This is a genomic window from Pedobacter sp. HMWF019 (assembly GCF_003061025.1).
GTDB lineage: Bacteria > Bacteroidota > Bacteroidia > Sphingobacteriales > Sphingobacteriaceae > Pedobacter.
Window position 1 is genome coordinate 1 of the sequence record NZ_QAIL01000330.1, and the last position, 1,480, is coordinate 1,480.

A 1,480-nucleotide genomic window follows, 5' to 3' on the forward strand; every position below is an offset into this window, starting at 1 on the left:
GTTCTTATTAAAGATAGTAATTTTATTGGTATTGGTTTGAAAGCCCGCTCCCTTATCATTGAGAGAATTTAGAATAATCAGGTCCAGGTTTTTTTTCAGAAGTTTGGCCTTAGCATTGTCTTCTTCATTTTCAGTTTCCAATGCAAATCCGACCAGAATCTGCCCGGATCTTTTCTGTGCGCCCAGCGTTGCGAGAATGTCTGTTGTTTTTTTGAGTTCTATGGAAAGATCATTGTCCTTCTTTTTTATCTTCTGGGTGGCAACGTGAACCGGCGTATAGTCTGCCACTGCTGCACTCATGATGATAATGTCCATCTCGTCAAAGCAAGTTTGGCTGGCTTTGAGCATTTCTGCTGCACTGACCACATCGATCCTTTTCAGGGGATGAATACTGATTTCTGCAGTCGGACCGCTAATGAGTGTTACTTCTGCACCCAGTTCCACGAAGCGGTCTGCTATGGCAAATCCCATTTTCCCTGAAGAATGATTACCAATGAAACGTACCGGGTCTATGGCTTCGAATGTAGGGCCAGCAGTGACCAATACTTTTTTACCTGTTAAAGGCAGTTTTTTTTTAAAGGTACCGGCTAAAAATTCCGTAATTTCTTCCGGTTCTGCCATTCTCCCTTCTCCATAAAGCCCACTGGCCAGTTCTCCGTTATTTGGAGAAATAATGATGTTTCCAAAGCTTTTAAGCCTTTCTATATTAGATTGGGTGCTTTTATGTTTCCACATATCCAGATCCATTGCAGGAGCAAGGAAAACCGGGCATTTGGCTGATAAATAAACTGCAGAAAGAAGGTTGTCGCAGATGCCATTCGCCATTTTTGCAAGCGTATTGGCGCTGGCAGGGGCTATAATGAGCATGTCGGCCCAAAGACCTAATTCTACGTGATTGCTCCAAACACCAGTTTCTTTTTCAAAATACTGGGTATATACCGGATTTTTAGAAAGTGTAGCGAGGGTAAGCGGCGTAATGAAATTTGCCGCATCAGAGGTTAAAATAACCTTGACGTTTGCGCCAGCTTTGATCAGTAACCTTACGAGTACTGCTGCTTTATAGGCGGCTATACTGCCGCAAACGCCCAGGATGATGTTTTTGTTTTTTAGCATGGTATATTAATGCAACTGAGTATGCAAGTTAATCCCTATGCAGCTATTTATTGTTGTTCTTTAGCTGGATTTCTATGGTATACTTTTCCATTCAGAAACTCATCGATAGAGATTAAAGTTGGTTTAGGTAAACGCTCATAGTGTTTACTGATCTCAATTTGCTCTCTGTTTTCAAAGATCTCTTCCAGATTGTCGTTAGATGAAGCGAATTCAGCAAGTTTGCCATGTAATTCTTCTTTCATGTTATTGGAAATCTGATTTGCCCTTTTAGCAATAATTACTAAAGACTCATATATATTTCCGGTACTTCTATCTAAATCATTTACATTTCTAGTAACCGTAGTATTCGGTACAGCTGGTTTATTAG

General features: G+C 40.6%; 2 protein-coding genes. Both read right to left on the reverse strand.

Annotation, left to right across the window (positions count from 1 at the left end; genetic code table 11):
* On the reverse strand, nucleotides 1-1,113 hold a 1,113-nt coding region (gene coaBC, locus DBR11_RS18490; RefSeq protein WP_108554118.1), incomplete at its 3' end, for a bifunctional phosphopantothenoylcysteine decarboxylase/phosphopantothenate--cysteine ligase CoaBC.
* 47 nt (nucleotides 1,114-1,160) lie between these two features.
* Nucleotides 1,161-1,480, reverse strand: a 320-nt coding sequence (locus DBR11_RS18495) for a DNA-directed RNA polymerase subunit omega (protein ID WP_108554119.1), incomplete at its 5' end; no start/stop codon positions are given.